The 18,940-nt window shown below is 44.3% G+C and carries 17 protein-coding genes; 12 read left to right on the top strand and 5 right to left on the bottom strand.

Features of this window, described 5'->3' with window-relative positions; translation table 11 throughout:
* The first annotated feature begins 55 nt into the window (after positions 1-55).
* From SCB77_RS09840 to SCB77_RS09825, 4 genes are all read left to right on the top strand, one after another.
* Entirely contained in the window at positions 56-499 is a 444-nt protein-coding gene (locus SCB77_RS09840) for a low molecular weight protein-tyrosine-phosphatase (RefSeq protein ID WP_320186260.1), read from the top strand.
* 157 nt (positions 500-656) lie between these two features.
* On the top strand, positions 657-1,004 hold the full coding sequence (locus SCB77_RS09835) for a hypothetical protein (protein ID WP_320186259.1): 348 nt from the start codon (positions 657-659) through the stop codon (positions 1,002-1,004).
* A gap of 9 nt (positions 1,005-1,013) precedes the next feature.
* The gene (locus SCB77_RS09830; RefSeq protein ID WP_320186258.1) at positions 1,014-1,778 is read left to right on the top strand and encodes a peptidylprolyl isomerase; all 765 of its coding nucleotides are present in this window, start codon (positions 1,014-1,016) and stop codon (positions 1,776-1,778) included.
* On the top strand, positions 1,778-2,542 hold the full coding sequence (locus SCB77_RS09825; protein WP_320186257.1) for an exodeoxyribonuclease III: 765 nt from the start codon (positions 1,778-1,780) through the stop codon (positions 2,540-2,542). The genes SCB77_RS09830 and SCB77_RS09825 overlap by 1 nt, the downstream gene beginning before the upstream one ends.
* Positions 2,543-2,551: 9 nt before the next feature.
* Here SCB77_RS09825 and SCB77_RS09820 read toward each other — a convergent pair whose 3' ends face one another.
* Positions 2,552-2,977: a 6-pyruvoyl trahydropterin synthase family protein gene (locus SCB77_RS09820; RefSeq protein ID WP_320186256.1), complete on the bottom strand. Its 426-nt coding sequence runs from the start codon at positions 2,975-2,977 to the stop codon at positions 2,552-2,554.
* A gap of 108 nt (positions 2,978-3,085) precedes the next feature.
* Positions 3,086-4,255 (bottom strand): alpha-hydroxy acid oxidase, encoded by a 1,170-nt coding sequence (locus SCB77_RS09815; RefSeq protein ID WP_320186255.1) that lies wholly within the window; start codon positions 4,253-4,255, stop codon positions 3,086-3,088.
* Between the two features lie 335 nt (positions 4,256-4,590).
* Between SCB77_RS09815 and SCB77_RS09810 the strand changes: the two genes are divergently transcribed.
* From SCB77_RS09810 to SCB77_RS09795, 4 genes are all read left to right on the top strand, one after another.
* Entirely contained in the window at positions 4,591-4,764 is a 174-nt protein-coding gene (locus tag SCB77_RS09810) for a hypothetical protein (RefSeq protein WP_320186254.1), read from the top strand.
* A gap of 212 nt (positions 4,765-4,976) precedes the next feature.
* Positions 4,977-5,348: a hypothetical protein gene (locus SCB77_RS09805; protein ID WP_320186253.1), complete on the top strand. Its 372-nt coding sequence runs from the start codon at positions 4,977-4,979 to the stop codon at positions 5,346-5,348.
* A gap of 122 nt (positions 5,349-5,470) precedes the next feature.
* The gene (locus SCB77_RS09800) at positions 5,471-6,574 is read left to right on the top strand and encodes an efflux RND transporter periplasmic adaptor subunit (RefSeq protein ID WP_320186252.1); all 1,104 of its coding nucleotides are present in this window, start codon (positions 5,471-5,473) and stop codon (positions 6,572-6,574) included.
* A gap of 27 nt (positions 6,575-6,601) precedes the next feature.
* Complete coding sequence (locus SCB77_RS09795) at positions 6,602-11,164, top strand: efflux RND transporter permease subunit (RefSeq protein ID WP_320186251.1); 4,563 nt, start codon at positions 6,602-6,604, stop codon at positions 11,162-11,164.
* Positions 11,165-11,201: 37 nt separating this feature from the next.
* Here the strand turns inward: SCB77_RS09795 and SCB77_RS09790 are convergent, their stop codons facing one another.
* Together SCB77_RS09790 and SCB77_RS09785 are read right to left on the bottom strand one after the other, a co-directional pair.
* Positions 11,202-11,888 carry a response regulator transcription factor gene (locus SCB77_RS09790; RefSeq protein ID WP_320186250.1) on the bottom strand — a complete coding sequence of 229 codons (687 nt, stop codon included), beginning with the start codon at positions 11,886-11,888 and terminating at the stop codon, positions 11,202-11,204.
* A 21-nt stretch (positions 11,889-11,909) separates the two neighbouring features.
* Complete coding sequence (locus SCB77_RS09785; RefSeq protein ID WP_320186249.1) at positions 11,910-13,727, bottom strand: sensor histidine kinase; 1,818 nt, start codon at positions 13,725-13,727, stop codon at positions 11,910-11,912.
* 125 nt (positions 13,728-13,852) lie between these two features.
* On the opposite strand from SCB77_RS09785, the gene SCB77_RS09780 reads away from it, so the two are divergent.
* A complete protein-coding gene (locus SCB77_RS09780; protein WP_320186248.1) occupies positions 13,853-14,236 on the top strand; it encodes a hypothetical protein in 384 nt (127 codons plus the stop codon).
* A 125-nt stretch (positions 14,237-14,361) separates the two neighbouring features.
* Here SCB77_RS09780 and SCB77_RS09775 read toward each other — a convergent pair whose 3' ends face one another.
* Complete coding sequence (locus tag SCB77_RS09775) at positions 14,362-15,324, bottom strand: isopenicillin N synthase family dioxygenase (protein ID WP_320186247.1); 963 nt, start codon at positions 15,322-15,324, stop codon at positions 14,362-14,364.
* A gap of 283 nt (positions 15,325-15,607) precedes the next feature.
* On the opposite strand from SCB77_RS09775, the gene SCB77_RS09770 reads away from it, so the two are divergent.
* From SCB77_RS09770 to SCB77_RS09760, 3 genes are read left to right on the top strand one after another with little or no spacing between them, the layout of a single operon-like run.
* On the top strand, positions 15,608-16,054 hold the full coding sequence (locus SCB77_RS09770) for a MarR family winged helix-turn-helix transcriptional regulator (RefSeq protein WP_320186246.1): 447 nt from the start codon (positions 15,608-15,610) through the stop codon (positions 16,052-16,054).
* Between the two features lie 31 nt (positions 16,055-16,085).
* Positions 16,086-18,512, top strand: a complete 2,427-nt coding sequence (locus SCB77_RS09765) for a 3-hydroxyacyl-CoA dehydrogenase/enoyl-CoA hydratase family protein (RefSeq protein ID WP_320186245.1) — start codon at positions 16,086-16,088, stop codon at positions 18,510-18,512.
* 35 nt (positions 18,513-18,547) lie between these two features.
* Positions 18,548-18,940, top strand: a complete 393-nt coding sequence (locus tag SCB77_RS09760) for a four helix bundle protein (protein WP_320186244.1) — start codon at positions 18,548-18,550, stop codon at positions 18,938-18,940.

The raw sequence follows: 18,940 nt of genomic DNA, 5'->3' as shown, positions 1-18,940 counted from the left end.
GATCGTTCACGCGATCTGCCTTTTTTCTTTTCGGAGAATACCCTATTTTAGGGGCATGAAGATTTTAATGGTATGTTTGGGAAATATCTGTCGTTCCCCTTTGGCTCATGGTATATTGGCACATTTGGTCAAGGAGCAGGGGCTCGATTGGACGATCGAATCGGCAGGTACTGGAGATTGGCATATCGGGCAGGGCCCAGATAAGCGCTCGGTAGCGGTCGCGAAAAAGTATGGCGTTGATATTTCAGCACAGCGTGCTCGATTGTTTGCTTACGATTTTTTCGATCAGTACGACCATATTTTCGTGATGGATGAGAACAACTATTGGGACGTGCTCGCCTTGGCACGTAATGAAGACGACCAAAAGAAAGTGCACATGTTTTTGCTCGATGGCATTGTTCCTGATCCGTATTTTGATGCTACTCAGTTTGAGCCGGTGTACCATATGATTGCGGATCGTTGTCAAGATCTCATCGAGGAATTAAAAAAAGAAGGCTAAGGCCGTCTTTGGCTGTTGCATCGTTTTAGCTGGATTATGACGGTACAGAAAAAGAAAGTCTTTAATTATTTCCTACTTTTGTTAGCTGCTGCAGGTACAAGCACTTTTCTATGCGGAATGTGAAAATACGGGATGCAGCAGGACAAGTAGCAAACATATGAAAATAGCAGAGGTAAATAAGAAGTGGGCTGAGTTGCAGCGTACACTCGCCCGGGAGTTCGATATGGAACAACCGGATATCAAAGTCGTCTTGTTTCTGATAGGTGTTCAAGAACTGGGCAAAGGGCCGCAAACTTTTTCCAAAAGGGAGAAAGAGGAGTTGATGCATATCGCTACCTGCAGGCTTTTCAGCGCCATGGGCTTTTATGAACTGAAAGGCCTAGATGCAGAGGGCTGGCCACATTGGGAACTGGTAAAACCTATACCCAACTACACTTTATTGGAGCAGGAGCTCATCATGAAATCGTTGATTGTTGATTATTTTGAAGATACATACACATTTTAAAACCCTCATATGAGTCAAATTAGTAGAAAAATTATCCTGCTTTGTTGCGTGGTGTTTTTGGCAGGACAGGTCGGTGCGAAAACGCCGATTTTCCATTATGTGCGGATAACGACCGATAAGGGAACCTGCTTGCTGAAGTTGTATAATGAGACACCAAAACATCGAGATAACTTTGTGCGCCTCGTTCGGGAAGGCTATTACGATAGCTTGCTTTTCCATCGGGTGATCGATCATTTCATGGTGCAAGGTGGAGATCCCGATTCAAGGCATGCTGCGGAGAAACAAGCATTGGGAAATGGTGGTCCGGATTACACTATTCCAGCGGAAATACAGGAAGGCTTGATTCATAAGAAAGGGACGATTGGCGCAGCAAGGGATGATAATCCTGCCAAGCAGTCTTCGGCGTCACAGTTTTATTTGGTGCAGGGAAGGGTGTTCACCAACGCAGGATTAGATTCATTAGAGCAGATACGGATGAAAGGCAAGAAGCTCACAGCAGCACAACGACAAGCGTACACGACTATTGGAGGAACTCCACACCTTGACGGAAACTATACCGTTTTTGGGGAGCTTTTGCAAGGCCTAGAAACCGTCGATAGTATTGCTGAGGTTAAAACGGATGAGCGGGATCGTCCGATCAGCAATGTGCGGATGTCGATGGTTGTGCTACCGAAGCGGGAAGCCCTGAACTTGGAGCGAAAGGCTGCCGGATTGGCACCTAAAAGCGGATTTTTTACTAAAATTGCGGATCTTTTTTCTTCTCAAAAATACTAATGAAAATCATTACCTATAACGTCAATGGCTTGCGGGCTGCTTTGAAAAAAGATTGGTTAGGCTGGTTAAAGGATGTGAATCCAGATGTCATCTGTCTGCAGGAAATTAAGGCTACGCCCGATCAGGTTCCCGAAATATTATTTTTGGAGCAGATGGGGTACGAACATTATTGGTATCCTGCGCAGAAAAAAGGATACAGTGGTACGGCTATTTTTACGAAGATAACGCCGAAGCATATTGAGTATGGATGCGGACATGAAGACTACGACTTCGAAGGGCGCATGATTCGTGTGGATTTTGAAGACCTATCGGTGATGAGCGTGTATTTCCCGTCTGGCACTACGGGCGACGTGAGGCAGGATTTTAAATACAAGTTTTTGGCCGATTTTCAGTCATATAGCGACGCTTTGCTACTTGAGAAACCCAATTTGGTAGTTTCTGGCGACTATAATATTTGTCATCGCGCAATAGATATTCATAACCCGAAGTCCAATGCTAATAGCTCTGGGTTTTTACCTGCCGAGAGAGAGTGGATGGAAAATTTTATCAATTCGGGTTATGTTGATTCTTTTAGGCATCTGCATGAGGACCCGCATCATTACACCTGGTGGAGCTATCGCGCCGGCGCTCGCGCCAAAAACTTAGGCTGGCGTATTGATTATAATATGATTTCCAAACCCCTGCAAGAACGTTTGGTTGCTGCGGAGATCATTCCGACGGCAATTCATTCCGATCATTGTCCGGTATTGGTGGAGCTTAAGTAGTTAACCGTTTTAAATCGATAGCGTATAGCTTGCTGAGCATTTTGCAGTTTCTTCTACTTTACAGGAAAGCAATTTCACCGCGTAATCTTTTAATTGTGCTGGGCCAATTTGTTCAACCAAATATTGAGCAATATTCTCTGCCGTTGGATTGAATGGCACAACGACCAAGCTATCTGCTGTAATGCTTTGCAAGGCGGGGAGCAGCTCGTCTTTTTCCCAAATCAGAAATTTATGGTCGAAGTGCTCTTCCAGCCACTGACATAGTGTTGATTTGATGACCGAGAAATCCACTACGCGTCCAATGTCGTCAAGTTGTTCGGCGGCGACGGTAAAATGGATGCGATAATTGTGCCCGTGCAAGTAGCGGCATTTTCCTTCATGGCCTACAACGCGGTGTCCGCAGGATATATCATGGTATCTTTCAGCAACTATCATGCTGCAAAGATAAGAATAGATTTTGGAGGATGTTCATCAAAAAAAGCACTTTCCCCACTGTCAGATTTTCGTGGAAGGAAAGTGCTTTTTTACCAGGAACCTTTTTGGTTACCGATGTATTAGACGTCCCGGAAATTGATCGATCTTTTCCAAGGTCAACTGTTGCATTACTTGATAAAGCTGTGCTTTGAATAAGTTTATCGTATGTTCTGCACCCTCATCGCCAAGGGCACCCACGCCATACATAAACGGTCGACCCATAAAATTGAAATCGGAACCTACGGCATAAGCTCGCCCTAGATCAACACCCGAGCGAATTCCGCCATCGAGCATGATCTTGATTTTATCTTTGTAAGCAGGGTTTTGCGCTAAATGAATGAGCGATTGAATGGATGATTCGCCGGCATCGATTTGACGACCACCGTGGTTAGACACTATAACGCCATCAACGCCTAGTGCTATGGAAGCATCCATATCCTCTTCGGTAGTAATTCCTTTAAGCACCAAAGGGCCTTTCCAAATATCACGGATTGCTTTTACTTTCTCGATGTTTACTTTTCCAGTGAACGTTTTGTTCATGAACTGTCCGAGTTGACTCAGATCCAGCCCTTTTTCCATGTAGGGTTTCAGTGTAGCAAAAGAGGGGATGCCATGCTGCAGCGTTTTTATTCCCCACAGGGGTCTTAACATAGCCTGTACGACATTGGCGATGTTCATTTTTGGGGGCATGGATAATCCACTTTTTATTTCTCTATAACGAAGTCCGAAAGAAGGGACGTCCACTAGAACCACCAATACGGGGCATTCGACCTCCTTAAGCCGGCGGAGCAGGTCATCACGTAGTCTATCTTCTGTTGGATGGTACAGTTGAAACCACGCCTTCCCGTCGGATACTTCGGCGATACGTTCAATGCTGCTGGTAGAAACCGTACTTAAGGTATATGGGATGTCGTGTTTTGCGGCAGCCTTAGCTAATATCTCGGGAGCATTAGGCCACATGAGTCCTTGTAGGCCAATAGGAGAAATGCCGAAAGGAGCACTGTAACGACGTCCGAAGAGCTCTACCGACATATCGATGTCGCCTGCGACATGTAGATATTGCGGTTTTAACAAGATGTCATCGAAATCAGATTCATTTCGTGCCAAGTTAAGCTCTTCGTTACAGCCTCCCTGTAGGTAGTCAAAGGCAAATTTCGGGATTCGGGATTTCGCTTTAGTTTTTAAATCTGCTATAGAGGGGTATTTAGCGTTATATCTATATAGGATTTTCTTGCTCATTTAAATTACGGTTTAAAATTTAATAGCCGAAGATACACACTATTAGCGAGATTACCATCCTGTACATAAGGGTGATTGGGCTGTTTGCTTGAGATGTCGCTTACAATATTAAATTTTTATCCCTAGCATATAATCGCTTATAGCGAAAGGCCGAAGGAATAGATCCGCGGGAGCCTTAACAACCGCTCACTGAAGAGATGGTCAACCTATTGCGTAAGGCAAAAGCTGTTATGCCGACAGAACAACTTTGGGTAAATTTGGTTATTTTATCCAACAAATTCCCTTTAACGATCAACATTTTTCCAGCAGCGTTGTTCTCTTAAAAAAAACACATTATGAAAAGATTCTCTTATTTTACCGTGTTTGCTCTTGCAATCACGATGTTGACAAGTTGTGAAGTTATTGGCGGTATTTTTAAGGCAGGGGTCTGGTCGGGTATCATTCTAGTCGTATTGGTGGTTGCTGTGGTTGTATGGATTATAGCCAAAATTGCTGGTGGAAGAAAATAGCACATCGCACATAATGCAGCGAAAAGAGGTTTTTATTAACGAATCTTTTTGGTGCAAAGACTTGTAAACAGTACTGCAAGGCACGTGGTTGTGGCTATGAATATAGCTGCAACCACGATGTAACAGTTTTTTGACGAGTAGCGGTTTTTTTTAACAGGTTTTTTACAATTGTGCATTGTCTGCTTACGCGGAGGTTCTTAGCTTTGTTAAGCATGTTACTTAGATTGGTTCATTACTTTGTTTTGCTGAGCTATCTCAATATTCTCGGTTATGAGGCCAGCGCAAATATTCCTGAAATTGAGGACGATTACCTAATGAATGGAGAATCGCTTTTGGAATTTGTGCTGGACGACGTGCTCGATTTGCCCGTCAATAAGGAAACCGATGATGTCGAAATTCGCTATGAGGAATATCGTGCTATTCCTTATCCAGATTATATTCTCCCGTTGTTTGTTTTGGTGTTGGGCGCCTTTTTTCTATTTAGGCCGCTCACGAAAGATCAAAAACACCCCGTTTACGATGCCAAAAAACGGCAGATTATTCCCGGTTATTATTCTTTCCTGTATCGGTTAAAACCCTTTTAATATATTCTGTTTTCCCAATAGTTTCCCAAATCTAGGGATATCTTCGTTCATCCTGCCTAAGCAGAGAAGAATGAAATGAGGTCGCATGCCCTTTTATCATATGTTTAAACAGTATATAGTACATGAAAATAGTTTCATTGGTACTCCCTTATATGGGATTTGCGCTGCTAGCTGGCAGTTGTACCGTAAAGAGCACAGAAAATACGGCAAAAACCGTTGAACGCCAGGTTCCTGTAGTGAGTCTGACCGTAATGGACACCACGATTTACAAAGAATACATCGCAGATATTCAAGCGCGTAAAAACGTAGAGTTACGTTCCCGCTTAAGTGGATTTTTAGAGAAAGTATATGTAGATGAGGGTGCTATCGTAAAGGCAGGACAAGTGCTTTTCCAGGTTAATGACGAGGAATATCGAGCCGACCATGCTAAGGCGGAAGCAGCGTTAAATAATGCCATTGCCGAAGCTAAGAAAGTAGAGCTTGAAAAAGAGCGGACAAAGAAGCTTGTTGAAAAGAATATTGTCTCTAAAACAGAACAAGAGTTGATTGGAGTGCAGCACAAAGCAGCATTGTCGAAGGTGGAGGAAGCAAAGGCAGTGGTCAACCAAACAAAAACAAAATTATCCCAAACCTTAATTCGAGCACCTTTTAATGGTCGTATAGACCGCATCCTTTTGAAGACGGGTTCCTTACTGGAAGAGGGTGCGTTAATAACAAGTATATCTGACCTAAGTGCCTTGAATGTTTACTTTGACATATCCGAATCGGAATACCTTACCTTGGCGAGTGATTCGAACTTTAGTAGCAACAGCTTCAACCAAGAAGTTAAACTAATTTTGGCAAATGGACAAGAATATCCGCATACGGGTACTGCGCAAATCGTGGAGAGCGAATTTGAACCCAATACTGGATCTATTTCGTTGCGCGCAAGATTTCCAAACACCGATGGCTTACTAAAACACGGTGCTTCTGGAAGAATCGCCGTTCCCATTTCTACAGGAAGCACGAAATTTGTACCTCAAAAAGCGGTTTTTGAAATTCAGGACAAAACATATGTCTATGTGTTAAATGAAGATGAAACGGTTAAAATGCAGCCTTTTCGTGCCGGCCAACGTGTCGGACACTACTACATCGTAGAAGAGGGATTGCGTCCGGACCAAGAAATCGTCTACGAAGGTGCACAAGCGCTTCGTGATGGTATGAAAGTTCGTCCGATAAAAAAATAAGCGTTTTACATTTTTAACAGTTTGATTATGTTTGAAACCTACATAAAGCGGCCTGTCCTATCTTTGGTAATATCTATTTTTATTACTTTGCTGGGATTGCTGGCCCTATTTACTTTGCCTATTACCCAATTTCCGGATATTGTCCCGCCCTCGGTAGTGGTTACGGCGAACTATACCGGTGCGAATGCCGAGGTGAGTACTAACGCGGTAGCTATTCCTTTGGAAAAAGCGATCAATGGTGTTGCAGGTATGACCTCCATGAATACGGTGACAACCAATAACGGGACAACCCTCATCCAAGTATCCTTTAAAGTCGGTGTGGATCCCGATATTGCTGCCGTCAACGTGCAAAATAGGGTGACGACGGTATTGGATGAGCTTCCCGAAGAAGTTATCCGCGCCGGGGTGACCACCGAGAAAGAGGTGAACAGTATGTTGATGTACCTAAACATTTACACCTCGGATAAAACCGCCGACGAGCGCTTTATCTACAACTTTACCGATATCAATATCCTAAAGGAACTAAAACGTATCGAAGGAGTGGGCTTCGCTCAGATTATGGGGATGCGCGATTATGCAATGCGCGTTTGGCTAAAGCCCGATCGTTTGGCCGCCTATCAGATATCTACCGATGAGGTTGTAGAATCGCTTCGACGTCAAAATATTGAAGCCGCCCCCGGACAAACGGGAATTAGTTCTGATAAAACGGTGAACATGCAGCAATATGTATTGCGTTATCCTGGTAAATTCTCCGAACCGGAAGAGTATGCCAACGTGCCCATTCGCGCAAATGCCGATGGATCTATCATCCGCATACGTGATGTCGCCGATGTTGAATTTGGATCGTTGGATTACGAAATGGTGTCAAAGACCGACGGACGTCCGTCTGCTTCGATCATGTTGAAGCAATTGCCCGGATCCAATGCGCAGGATGTGATTGAAAGCGTAAAAACTCGGATGGAGGAACTAAAAGTGGCGACATTCCCCCCAGGAATGACCTACACTATGGGGTACGATGTTTCCCGATTTCTAGACGCTTCCATATCAAGCGTTGTGAAGACCCTGATTGAAGCTTTTATTTTGGTTTTTTTAGTGGTGTTTATCTTTTTGCAGGATTTCCGCGCTACGATTATCCCTATACTTGCGGTTCCGGTTTGTTTGATTGGTGCATTGTTCTTTATGCAGATGTTAGGTTTCTCTGTTAACTTATTGACTCTTTTTGCATTGGTTCTAGCAATAGGTATTGTGGTGGATAATGGTATTGTAGTGGTCGAGGCTGTTTATGCCAAGATGGAGGAAGAGCATCTGCAACCGATGGAAGCTACCTTGGCCGCTATTAAAGAAGTTGGGGCTGCGGTAATTGCAATTACATTAGTGATGTCTGCCGTATTTATTCCCGTAGCTTTCTTGTCAGGGCCTGTTGGTATTTTTTACAGACAGTTTTCCCTGACTTTGGCATCCGCGATTGTGATCTCAGGTATTAATGCCTTGACGTTGACTCCAGCCTTATGCGCACTTATTTTACGTTCACCGCACGACAAAAAGGAGTCCAACAGTTGGTTGGCTAAGTTTTTCAAAAAGTTCAACGCGTCCTATGATAAGACAGCCGGTAAATACCGGAGCTTGTTGGCTAAAATAGTTGGCCGACGCTTGATTACCGTAGGTCTGTTGCTGTTGTTCTTTGTCGCCACTTGGGGGGCAAGTAGTGTATTGCCCTCGGGATTCATACCCACAGAAGACCAAGGGATGATCTATGTGAGTGTGACAACACCTCCGGGAGCAACGGTAGATCGAACGGAACGTGCTTTGGACGAGGTTGATGAAATCTCTCGCGGTCTGGAGTCCGTCGAAACAGTTTCTACGCTTGCCGGATATAGTATTTTAACCGAGGTTTCGGGGGCTTCCTACGGTATGGGGATGATCAACTTGAAGAGCTGGGGCGAACGTAGCCAAGGCTTGGAAGAGATCATGACCGAGTTGAGGGCAAAGACAGCACATATCGCCGATGCCGAGATCGAGTTCTTTCCTCCGCCAACGGTGCCCGGCTTTGGTAATGCTTCTGGATTTGAACTACGTCTGTTGGATAGGAGTGGTAATGAAGATCTGAGCAAGACGGCGGAGGTGCTACAGACCTTTCTAAAAGATCTAGCAGCAACCGATGCTATCGAAAGCGCATCATCAAGTTTTGATGTCAGCTTTCCACAGTATATGTTAGAAATCGACTATGATTTGGCGGCAAAGAAGGGGATTTCCGTGGAAAATGCCATGAACACCCTGCAAACGTTAATGGGAAGTTTCTATGCTACCAACTTTATTCGCTTTGGACAGATGTACAAGGTGATGGTGCAGGCAGACCCGCATTATCGTCAACGCCCTGAAGATGTGCTGAACCTGTTTCTGAAAACGAAAGATGGCGAAATGGTTCCTTATTCGGCCTTCATTACCATGAAACGTATATATGGTCCTGAGCAGATCACACGATATAACATGTTTACTTCGGCCATGATTAATGGACAGCCGGCACCCGGCTACAGTACAGGACAGGCCATAGAAACAGTGCAACAGTTGGCGGCGAAGCTGCCTCAAGGCTATGCTATTGAGTGGTCGGGTATGACCCGTGAGCAGGTTATATCTGGCGATCAAGCGATCTACATCTTCGCTCTTTGTCTTGTTTTTGTGTATCTGTTGCTTGCGGCGCAGTATGAAAGCTTCCTGTTACCCTTACCCGTCATTCTCTGTTTACCAGCCGGAATCTTTGGATCCTTCCTGTTTTTAAAGGTGTTTGGTTTGGAAAACAATATCTATGCGCAGGTAGCCCTTGTGATGTTGATCGGTCTTTTGGGAAAGAATGCTATTCTCATCGTGGAGTATGCCGTGTTGAAACGCAAGCAGGGAATGGATGTTATACAGGCCGCTATCGAGGGCGCTTTTGCGCGTTTGCGTCCGATCTTGATGACTTCGTTCGCTTTTGTGGCAGGGTTGATTCCTCTGATGATGGCCTCTGGAGCCGGGGCAATCGGTAACCGCACGATTGGTACTGCTTCGGTGGGAGGGATGGTTATCGGTACGCTCTTGGGAGTTCTCGTTATCCCTGGATTGTATGTGCTGTTTTCGAAAGATCGAAAGGACAATGTAAAGAAAGCGGTACCTGTAGTGACCATGTTGGCTGTGATTGCCCTAGTGATGTCTTGTTCGGTACCTCGCAAGCTGGAGAAGAAGACGCCGGCGGAAGTACCAGCAGCATTCGCGCAAGATTCGGTAACGACGGTTGACACGTCAACCATTGCACATCGTCCGTGGCAGGAGGTTTTTTCGGATCCCGCACTCAAAACACTGATCGATTCGGCTTTGGTTTACAACTACGATTTGCAGCAGGCGATCAAGCGCATCGAAATAGCGCAGGCGAGCTTCAAACAACGTAAAGCAGCGTTGCTTCCTAGCTTAGATTTGGCTGCAGAAGCGGGGTTGCGTAAATACGGATTCTATACGGAAGCTGGCATCGGTAATTATGATACCAATTTTTCGGGAAATCTGAACGATGACGAAAAGATACCGGAGCCTGCTGTGCCCGATTATTTTATAGGCGTACGCGCTTCTTGGGAGCTCGACTTGTGGGGGAAAATTCGGAACCAAAAAAATTCCGCTTTCAACTCTTTATTGGCCGAGAATGAGGCAAGACGACTGGTGGAAACCGAACTCGTTACCAATATAGCGTCGGCATATTATGAGCTTTTGAGTTTGGATGCTAAAATTCGAGTTTTTGATAACAACATCAGACTTAACGAGCGTGCCTTGGAGATGACTATCCTACAAAAGGAAGCCGGTCGTACATCCGAGTTGGGCGTGCAGCAGTTTGCTGCATTCCTTGCTGGTTCAAAGGCCGAGCGCGAGAAAGTTAAACAAGAGATTACACTGTTGGAAAATCACATCAACTATTTAGTTGGACGATTTGATACACCTGTGGAACGTCCGGAAGATGCTTTAGGTGGAAAACGCCTGTTCGAGAAGCTGGAGGTGGGGGCGCCGTTTCAAATGCTGGCGCGTCGTCCCGATATTCGGGAAGCTTCTTTCTTGTTACTCAGTGCGGAGAATGACGTGACGGCTTCGAAAGCAGCCTTTTTACCAACCGTGGTGCTGTCTCCGTACATGGGACTACAGACATTTAGCTTCAGCAAGTTGGTGGATTTTGATAAGTCCCTGACCTATGGATTGCTAGGCGGCCTTACGGCTCCGCTATTTAACCAGCGGCAATTGAAGAGCCAGTACGAGACGTACAAAGCGACATATGGATTAAGCTTCTTGGAATACGAAAAGCGTGTTTTACAAGCTTACAATGAAGTGTCAAATGCGATAAATACTCAAGAGCATATCCAAAATCGAGAACAGTATATTCAGGATCAGGTTACGGCACTACGTAGTGCGGTTGATGCAGCGAATGAACTTTTCGTTGCTGGTAGGATTTCCTACTTGGAAATAATTACGGCGCAGAAAGATGCCGTGGCTGCCGAACTCGATGAGGTTGAGATACAAAAAGAGGAGTTGCTCAATGAAATTGTGATCTACAAAGCGCTAGGCGGAGGTTGGCGTTAACGAAAAGAGGCCTGCTAATTTAGCAGGCCTCTTTTCGTTAACTAACTAATAGCTTATATCCTTTTCCGTGAACATTGACAATTTCTACGTTAGGATCTTCTTTAAGATATTTCCGGAGCTTACTCAGAAAAACATCCATACTTCTTCCCGTAAAATAGTTGTCATCGTGCCAGATTTTCACGAGCGCTTCTTCGCGCGTGAGTACATCGTTCTTATTCAAACACAGCAGACGTAATAATTCCGCTTCCTTGGTGGAGAGCTTTTGCTGTTGTCCTTTGTAAGAGATAATTTGGCTGGTATAATCAAAGAAGTATTCGCCAATTTCGAATTTGTCAGCTATATCTTCTTCCTTATCTTTCGATACTCGCTTCAATAATGCATTTATGCGCAACAGCAGCTCTTCGACACGGAAAGGTTTGGTAATGTAGTCATCGCCGCCCAGTTCAAAAGCCTGCGTCTTATCTTCCATCATGCCCTTTGCTGTGGCATAAATAATCGGCACGGTTTTGTCCATTTTTCTAATTTCCTTGCCCAAGGAAAAACCATCTTTTTTGGGCATCATGACGTCAAAGATGCAAAGGTCATATTTATCTTTCCGAAATGCAACGAGCGCTTCCTCGCCATCTTGAGAAAGTGTTACATCGAATTTTCCTTTTAATTCCAGATAGTCTTTAAGAAGCTCGCCCAAATTAGGATCGTCTTCTGCTAATAATATTTTCTGCATATAGATAATACATTTAATTTTCTAGCTCAGGTTAGCGCTTTTCAGCGGGAACGTTAGTTCAAAGGTCGTGCCTTTGTCTTTTTCGCTTTTTACCTGAATTTTGCCATTAAGTCGTTTAATAATATCGTTTACGTAGCTTAAGCCTAAGCCAAACCCTTTGACATTATGTATGTTGCCCGTAGGGATGCGATAGAATTGATCAAATATTTTCTCTTTTTGATCTTTTGTCATACCCATTCCTTTATCGGCAATAGTGATTACAATACTGTGCTTCATGTTGAAGGTTTTTACCGTAATGTCGGGTGCTTCGTGGCTATATTTAATCGCGTTATCAACTAAATTAAAGAATACGTTTGATAGATGCAATTCATCACCCACAACAAGATCATCCAATGCGGAGATATCGGTGGTCAATACACCATCCGCTTTCTGCAATTGGAGGGCCATACTATCTAACACGCCGCTGACGACTTCGTTGATATGCACGTTGACTTTTTCGATTTTTAAATTTTCTTTTTCCAATCGGGCAATGTTTAGCACACGCTCGATATGGTTCCCCAAGCGTACATTTTCATCATAAATGATGTTGGCCAATCGATTTACACGACGCTCGTCCGACGATATCTCGGGGTCGCGAAGCGATTCGCTAGCGATCATGATCGTGGCCACCGGCGTTTTAAACTCGTGGGTCATGTTGTTCATGAAATCGGTTTTCATTTCCGATATCTTTTTCTGCCTGAAAATAATGCTCAATGTGTAGGCAAAGGCACCGATTAGCAAAGCCAATAGCGCGGCCATGGGCAATAGCATGTAGCTAATATTATCGCGGATAATGGAAGGTTTGTCTGGGAAATAAATCGATACACGCCCAGGCGACCGACCGAGGTCGTTCTCGAACAATCGTGTGCTGTAGACGGCTTTTTGCACATCTCTATCGCCTTCCTTCTTACGCCACGTCTCATAGATCAACAAGCTTTGGTCATCACGCACCTCAATATTGAAAGGCGAGCGAATATCGCGCTTGCTAAATTCAATTTCCAGCTCTCGCTGTAGATAGGCAAAATTCACACGATCCCGGAACGGGCGCTTTGATAGTTCTTCCGCTGCAGCGATGCTCGTTACCAATTCTTTGTTTTTTCCGCCAATTACAGCAACGCTGTCTATAATGTTTTGCGCAGTATTCAACTGTAGCTGTTTTTCCAAAGCATGAATCTGAAAAGCAATTTTCAGATCGGCGCGTGGCGGTAATGCACGGACAACCCAGTTGATAACATTGTAGGTGTTAGAGAAAGCGAGGTAGCGCGTACTATCATCTTTGGCAGGAACAGTCGGTATTTTTTTTGTAGCATACACTTCCACCATATTGTTCTGCACCTCGCGATCGATCTCGCCGGGAAGAATTCTGATGGTTACGAGATCATTGTATCTTGTGCGCTTAACATATGTTTCATAAAACGGGTTTTCGATGTACGCGATAAGTGGAAAGCGTGAGCGTAGCAGATCTTCCTCATCTTTAAACTGTTGTTCAAGTTCGTACTGCTGCATGCGTAACTCTTCGATGCGTTTTCGCAAGGCAAGTTGCGTCGCCAGATTCTTCTGTTTGGCTTGTTCCTTACGGTATTTCTCTCGATCGATCTTTTGTTGGTCCTTCACGAAATCGTAAACTTCCCTTTTTTCGATCTTGCTTGCCACCGTCAGGAGTGAAGCTGTGACAGCCTCATCGAACAGTTGTGACTTTTGTTTGTAAGATTCCCGGACAAAATAATACTGCATTGCCATGACACCCAATAGCGCAATAGACATCAACCAGATTATAAGGGTAATACTCCGTTTTTTCATTTGTTACAAAAATAGGGATGCAAATGCTTCTAAATGTGCATTTAACACAATTTAACAAGGGTTTTGTTAGAAAACAAATAGAAACAAGTATATTTATAGTAATCAATAAATCAGCTTATTAGATTATGAAGACAGCCCTCTTTATACTAGCATTTAGTTTGTGCAATGGCTTGCTCTATGGGCAAACGGACAAATTGTCCGATCGTACGATTAGAAATATTCAATTTACCAAGCCAGATACGGCATGGAAATTCACACCTATCGACACGTCGTTTTATCCGACTAATACGACAAAGGGACCATTTGTAGTGGAGATTCATCCAGTGCCTATCCCCGTGGCGAGCCCTCGTATGGGCGTGCAATACACGACTCCTGTAAAGACGCTTTCCGGACAAGGACTAGCGCCTATGCCAGGAACAGCGCGGCTAGATGCATACGAAAAAGCTAAAGCAGATTCTTTACTAGCAAACCCGCTCTATTTTTACAATAAAGTGATACCCGCTAAATAGTAAAAACTGCTACTTTATCGGTAGCCTTTTCAAGGCGCGCTTGAGAGATATAAAAAATCCACCTTCCGTATATCGGCGGTGGATTTTTTATATTAAATTCTAGTTTTTACAGCTTGCTAGGCACCTTACATCTTCAGCCCGATTTCTCGAAGGCGTTCATCCAGATATTGGCCAGCCGTGTAATCTTCGTACACTTTAGGGTAATCTTCCGAAATGCAAGAGTCTAGACTCGCTAAGCTCATGCTCGATTTTGGATGTAGAAAGAATGGTACCGAAAAACGGGAAGTCTTCATCAGCTCACGTGGTGGGTTGACCACGCGATGTGTTGTGGATTTCAACTTGTTGTTCGTTAAACGTTGCAACATATCACCTACGTTAACCACAATGTCCTCACCTTTGGCTTTTATTGGGAACCAGTCGCCTTCTTTTGTGAGCACTTCCAGCCCGTCGGCACTTGCGCCGATCAAGAGGGTAATTAGGTTGATATCTTCATGCGCTCCAGCACGTACTGCGTCAGGCGATATAGTTTCCGGATTTTCGATAGGGAAGTAATGGATAGCGCGTAAAATGGAGTTACCATTAATCACGAACTGCTCGAAGTAATTTTTTTCGAGATTTAGGTAAGAAGCAATTGCTTGGAGCAGATCGCGGCCGGCATTTTCCAGGCGGGTGTAAACTTCTGCTGTTACCTCGTTGAAACGGGGCAATTCTTCTACAATTATATTATCTGGAAAATCGGCTTTTGAATATTCTTCACCAACAATCGTTTGGCCACGTTGCCAAAACTCTTTGAGGTCTGGCGTATTTGCATCTTTGGCTTTCTCTTTGCCTTTCGACGTGTATCCACGTTGTCCTGCAAGCTCGGGGTATTCATATTTTCTTTTTACCGCATCTGGAAGCTCAAAGAAAGACTTGACCACTTGGTATAGCTCATCAATAAGCTCCTGGCTCAAACCGTGGTTAGCGATGGTCACGAATCCAGTTTCGTTAAATGCTTTTCCGATATCCTGAACAAACTGTTGGCGCTGCTCGGCAGAACCTTCCGTGTATTGTAAAAGATCTAAGCGGGGGATATTTACTAATGCCATATGTGTATGTTTAGATTACAAAGGTAATGCAATATTACTAGCAACAAGCTCCTTCCTGTTTATAATGAAGCTTCTTTGTTTTCTAAATATAAGGAAATCAGTGTCTAAAAGTTTTCAACATCGAAATATTTTTTTGGAATTCGTTGTTTAACAGATATGGGCTTTTTTTTGACTTAAGGCTAAGCGCTGTCAAGTTGAAGAAAGAAAAATGGTAAAACAGTTTGTTTTATCAATCTAATCCTGTAGATTTGTTATGCTTGCATAGCAAAATAGAGATCAGATTATGAGCCAGGAAAATACGATTGATTATTTTTTGAAAGCCTGTTGGCAGACGGTAGCCAACAAATATAACGTGATAGCCTCTGAGTTTGGGTTCACGCAGGCTGCGGGGTATATATTAATCAATATCCACAAAGAAGGAACTCCGGTTTCCCAAATTGCAAATTTAACAGGTGTTAAGACCACTTCGCTATCCAGGGTGTTGAATAATTTGGAATCACTAGGCTTTATTTACCGAGAAGTAAATGCTTCCGATAAGCGCTCAGTGAAGGTTTACCTGACCGAGCTAGGTCAGGAGAAGCGTAAAATAGCGAAGGATGTGGTGCGGGAGTTTAATGAATTTTTGGATGCACAGCTTCCCGCGAAAGAACGGCGACAGTTAATCCAGTCGCTGCAGAAGATTAACGCCTTGGCGGCGAGCTATGCGCCGAAAGTCGAGATCGACAAGTAGAAGATTATAAACTGAAAATAAATAGGATAACATGAATAGAAGTATTAAAAAAGTAGCTGTTCTGGGTTCCGGGGTGATGGGGTCACGAATAGCTTGTCACTTTGCTAATATTGGTGTAGAGGTCTTGCTGTTGGACATTGTTCCGCGTGAGTTGCTGCCTGCCGAAGAAGCAAAAGGACTAACCTTGCAAAGTGCATTGGTCAGAAACCGTATTGTCAATACATCGCTGGAGACGGCCTTGAAGACAAACCCTTCACCTATCTATAGCAAGAGTTATATATCCCGTATTGCCACTGGAAACTTTGAAGATAACATGAAAGATATCGCTGCTTGCGACTGGGTTATTGAGGTGGTCGTTGAACGATTGGATATCAAAAAGACTGTTTTTGATCAGGTTGAACAGTACCGCAAGGCAGGCACCCTGATTACATCAAATACATCTGGTATTCCCATTCACCTTATGGCCGAGGGGCGCAGCGAGGACTTTAAAGCGCATTTCTGTGGCACCCATTTTTTCAATCCACCTCGGTACCTCGAGCTTTTTGAGCTTATCCCAACAGCGGAAACGAAGGCTGAGGTGATCGATTTTCTGACACATTTCGGTGACAAGATGTTGGGGAAAACGGTGGTGCTGTGTAAGGATACGCCAGCGTTTATTGGTAATCGTATAGGCGTTTATTCCATGTTGGCTTTGACACATCTGGTGGAGAAACTAGATCTAAGCGTGGAAGAGGTTGACAAATATACGGGGCCAGCAATGGGGCACCCTAAATCGGCTACCTTCCGTACAGCGGACGTGGTGGGACTTGATACGTTGGTCAATGTTGCTAACGGTTTGGACCAAAATGCGCCGAACGACGAAGCTAAAGGCGTGTTCCAACTGCCTGCGTATATCAGCAAGATGGTAGAAAATAAATGGTTGGGCGAGAAATCAAAACAAGGCTTTTATAAAAAAGAAAAAGACGATAAAGGGAACTCCGTGATCCTGTCGCTAGATCTTAAATCGTTAAGTTATAAAGAGCAGGAAAAAATTAAATCTAGCACGCTGGAAGCCACCAAGCCGGTGGAGGATATCCGGAAGCGAATGAAAGTTTATGAGCAAGGTACCGACAAGGCCGCCGTCCTTTTTCGGGCAATGCATTATCCTTTGTTTGAATATGTATCACATCGGGTTCCAGAAATCACCGACGAGTTTTATCGAATTGATGATGCCATGCGTGCCGGCTTCGGTTGGGAATTGGGGCCTTTTGAGGTGTGGGATGCCTTGGGGGTGCGGGAGACGATAGCTAAAATTGCAAGTGAGGAAAAGCGTTTACCCGGACAGCGTGGCGCAGTTGCGACATGGGTTCAGGAGATGTTGGATGCGGGATTCGAATCGTTTTACAGCATCGTAGATGGCGTAAAGAATTTTTACGATATCACGTCCAAAAGCTATAAACCTATTCCGGGTGCTGCCGATCTTATTGTGCTTGATCATCTAGGTGAGAGCAAGACAGTATGGAAGAATGCCGGCGTGACGATTACCGATCTGGGTGACGGCGTGATCAATTGTGCTTTCCACACCAAGATGAATACTATAGGAGGCGAGGTAATCCAAGGACTTAACAAAGCGATCGACCTAGCTGAAAAAGAATATCGAGGATTAGTGATTACCAATGACGGTAAGAACTTCTCGGCCGGGGCTAATATTGGGATGATTTTCATGATGGCTGTAGAACAGGATTATGACGAGCTTAATATGGCTGTTAAGATGTTCCAAAATACCGCAATGCGGATTCGTTATTCGTCTATTCCTGTCGTCGTGGCACCATTCCAGCTTACACTTGGCGGCGGCTGTGAATTCTCCATGCACGCTGACTTTGTACAGCTGCATGCAGAGACTTACATGGGGCTAGTGGAGTTTGGTGTTGGCGTTATCCCTGGTGGTGGTGGATCAAAGGAGTTCGCCTTACGTGCTTCGGATGATTACCAACCCGATCAGATTGTACAGAACACGCTAAAAGAGCGGTTCTTAACTATTGGTCAGGCGAAAGTATCGACATCGGCGGTTGAAGCTGCAGAGTTGGGCTATCTGCAACAAGGTAAGTACGCGATAACGATGAACAGAAAACGCCTATTGGCCGACGCTAAGGCGAAGGTCTTGGAGCTTGCCGATGCAGGTTATGTGCAGCCGGCTCCGCGAAAGGATATCAAAGTGCTCGGCAACCAAGGATTGGGCATCGTCTATGTCGGCGCATCGTCGATGCGCGCTGGTAACTATATCTCCGATCATGACAAGAAGATCTCGGAAAAATTGGGATGGGTGATGTGTGGCGGTAATCTGTCGGCTCCAACGGAGGTGTCTGAGCAATACTTACTGGATCTGGAAAGGAAAGCGTTTTTAGAGCTTTGTGGCGAACGTAAAACGCTGGAACGCATACAACATATGTTAACTAAAGGAAAGGCTTTGAGAAATTAAAATAGATTATAGTAGGTAGTACTTAGTAGGTAGATATGCACCAGTATAAGGAATTGAAATTATGGCAAAAAGCAATGGAGATGGTCTCGGATGTTTATAAGACGACCGCTAACTTTCCCGATAAAGAGCGTTTCAATCTGATTAGCCAGATAAATAGAGCGGCAGTTTCTGTGCCGTCTAACATTGCAGAGGGGGCTGGACGTAACTCAGACCGCGAATTTGTTCAATTTTTAGCTATAGCGCATGGATCTACTTTTGAAATTGAAACTCAGTTAATCATTGCTAAAGAGCTTGGTTATTTATCGGCACAGCATTTGGATGTTTTATTGGGTAAAATTGCTGAGCTGCAAAAAATTAACTATGCGCTACAGCGTAGTTTACGCAATGCGGAAGCAACGAATACTAAAGAAGGAAATTACAATGTCTAA

The sequence above is a fragment of the Sphingobacterium bambusae genome (assembly GCF_033955345.1).
GTDB classification, from domain to species: Bacteria; Bacteroidota; Bacteroidia; order Sphingobacteriales; family Sphingobacteriaceae; genus Sphingobacterium; species Sphingobacterium bambusae.
The sequence above is the reverse complement of the archived record's forward strand: the minus strand, read 5'-3'. Positions and strand labels throughout refer to the sequence as shown.